This window comes from Psychrobacter sp., assembly GCF_041554015.1.
In the GTDB taxonomy this organism is placed as follows: domain Bacteria; phylum Pseudomonadota; class Gammaproteobacteria; order Pseudomonadales; family Moraxellaceae; genus Psychrobacter.
On sequence record NZ_JBFFMS010000086.1, the window covers coordinates 1 to 2731 of the forward strand.

The 2731-nt window shown below is 43.5% G+C and carries 4 protein-coding genes; all 4 read right to left on the reverse strand.

Annotated features, from left to right (window positions below; all coding sequences use genetic code 11):
* Nucleotides 1-937 (reverse strand): hypothetical protein (locus ABYU67_RS12075; protein WP_372845538.1); only part of this gene is annotated, 937 nt, incomplete at its 3' end.
* A gap of 63 nt (nt 938-1000) precedes the next feature.
* The gene (locus ABYU67_RS12080) at nt 1001-1138 is read right to left on the reverse strand and encodes a hypothetical protein (protein ID WP_372845539.1); all 138 of its coding nucleotides are present in this window, start codon (nt 1136-1138) and stop codon (nt 1001-1003) included.
* Nucleotides 1139-1204: 66 nt separating this feature from the next.
* Nucleotides 1205-1351: a hypothetical protein gene (locus ABYU67_RS12085; protein ID WP_372845541.1), complete on the reverse strand. Its 147-nt coding sequence runs from the start codon at nt 1349-1351 to the stop codon at nt 1205-1207.
* A gap of 389 nt (nt 1352-1740) precedes the next feature.
* The gene (locus ABYU67_RS12090) at nt 1741-2451 is read right to left on the reverse strand and encodes a S24 family peptidase (protein ID WP_372845543.1); all 711 of its coding nucleotides are present in this window, start codon (nt 2449-2451) and stop codon (nt 1741-1743) included.
* Nucleotides 2452-2731: the final 280 nt, after the last annotated feature.

Here is a 2731-nt window from a genome sequence, read left to right on the forward strand (position 1 = left end):
CTGCCACCAAGTCATCTTTTGCTTTAAAGAAAACAGCCTCACGATGTTTTTTGTCGGCTTGGCGCTTAGCCTCTAGTCGCTCAGCCTCTAATCGTTCTGCTTCGATAGCTTCACGCTCACGCTTAGCTGCATCTTCCGCTTGTTGCTTAGCTCTTAACTCAGCCGCTTCTTTTTCAGCAATTAAACGCGCTTCACGTTCTTTTGCTTCACGTTCTTTGCGTTCCGACTCTTGAGCGATTTGCTGCGCCTGTCGTTCTGCGTCAGCTTTAGCCTTGGCGGTAGCTTCTCTTGCGATACGTTCTTCACGCTCTTGCTGCTCACGTTTGGCTTGTTGTTCTCGTAACCGTGCAAGTTCTGCTTGTTCATCTTCGCGCTGCTTGATTTCAGCAAGCTGTGAACGTAGCGCCTTTAGAGTAGAGTCTTTGGCTTCTAACGCTCGGCTCTTATACTCTTGCCAATCATCGTCAATCACCTTGTCTTGCAGGGCGGTTAGGCGTTCGCTGATAGCTGAGCTGTGAGCGCCTACCAAGTTGGACAAATCAACCATTTCATCGAGGTTCGCTTCATGCTGCGCCTTGCGCTGTGCTTCTCGTTGCTCAAGCTCAGTCAACGGCTGTCTGATTTCATCTTGTAGCGCCTGTAATCGGCTCTTAGTAAGATTGCGATCAGCATCAATCAGCTTGGTAGTGACCGTGTATTCGTCTTTTCTAGCCTTACCTGCCTTGTCTAGCGTAGATTTAGCACTGGCAATCTTGGCAGCCAGTGAGCGACAAGTTGCTTGACCGTCTTTGGTATTAATATCAAAAGTGATTGAGCGCGATTCGGTTTCAATCTTGCTGATAATTTCTTCAATCGCTGCTTGGTTCTCAATACGCTTACCAAACAGTTGCGGTAAATCTTCACGCTGCGTAATGATTGTTAATGCTTTTTCTGTCATAATGATTTCCTTAGTAGTGTTAAGCCCTGTTTGGTGTCCGCCAGTCGCAGGGCTTTTTTGTGGCTAAAATTTGATGGCTTTCAGTTTTTTAATAATGTTCATTTCTATGTTGTAAGCTCTGCCAGACTCTCTTAGCTCAACAGCTCTTATTTCCATACAAAGAATCAGCAGCGCCAATTCATTTTTATTTAATTCGTGCATACCCTTATCTCCTAGTTAGTACGCAATAGCCGTCGATTAAAACGGCTATGACTTACCAGCTATCTGTTAGTCAATAGGTTTTGCTCTAACAGCGTGGCAATCTTCACCGTACTGTTCTCGTAAATCCTCCATGCGCTCATCAACGTCATGAACCCATTCCGTTGTTGTAATTTCTTTGCCACCGTCAAGAAATACAGTAAATTCAAATTCCATGCTTTTATCCTCGGTTGTGGTCATAGACCATTGGTTAATTCAGCATTAACGACTGTTGCCAATCGCTAATAATTAATTAACTTTTCATCAAGTTTTTAAACAGTGTTTTGCTATCGCTTGCATCGCCTGCGTTCTTCGTTGCGATGTGTGTAATATTAAACAAAGCGTTTAACAGTGTCAATAGGTTTTTAAACAAAATGTTAAATTATTTACACATAATGATTTTTTGAAGGCGTAAAAAACCGCCCCTATAAAGGACGGTTTGTTTTAAGGTTAAGTGTTACTAATCCCAGTCTAGCGCCTCTCTATAAACGCACCAACCAAACGGTAAGTCAACCACTGGCTGCGACTGCCTTATAAGACGGCAAACCCATATGTAAGCCCAATCATCAGTATTCTGCATATTTACCTACCACTTTTCCAACCAAATTACATTCGCCCATTGGTAGCATTTTCTGCTCATGCCAATCAGGGTTTAATGGCTTTAGGTACATATCCTCGTATGTCTCACCTATTACTAGCTGCTTGAAAGTAGCGTCTTTATCGTCATTGCATTGGACAACGACAAGATCGCTATCCTTAAGGGCAAATAACCCCGTTTGCGGCTCAACGTAAATTACATCGTCAGGCTTGAATTCAGGCATCATGCTGCGACCTTGAACCCTTAGCGCAAACCCTAGCTTAGACAGGTTGGGCGGTCTAGGTGCTTCACCTATCACGTCATCCATAGTTACTGGCTCGGTATTTGACCAACTACCAGCGGCAACCCAACTCAAGATGGGAACCATACTGGAGCTGCTAGACATTCTTGCGCCAACAGTGCCTTGTGGTGTCGGATTATTAGAGCCATTTTCTATATCTTTAATTTGCTGCATCAGATCATCGCGACTTGGCTTCTTAGGTTCGCCAGCGCCTGTCAAAACCCAATCCAAGCTCAAGCCAAATACTCGCGATACATCCATCGCGCCTTTCTTTGATATACCACGTTTAGACCAATTGGTTACGTTCTGCGGCGATGCGTTTATTTTCAATGCAAGAGCAGACGGTTCTAGTCCTGTCTGCTCAAAAACCCTTGCCATAGTTGGGTGTGTAGCACTCATAGTTAAACACCTTGTTTAAGTTTTGCTTATTAAAACAAACATTTACAGGATTTTGTTAAACAAATACTTGACCTGTTTAAACATTTTGTTTAATATCTACTAAACAAAACGATGAAAGGAAAAATCATGACCGACAAAGAGCTAATTATGAAGCTTGGCGGAGTTGGCGTTGTTTCGGATTACCTCGGCGTCACTTACCAATGCGTTTTTAACTGGTTGACTCGCGGCATACCGCCAAAGGTAATGCTTGCACATAGAGATATTTTTTTATCCGACGACC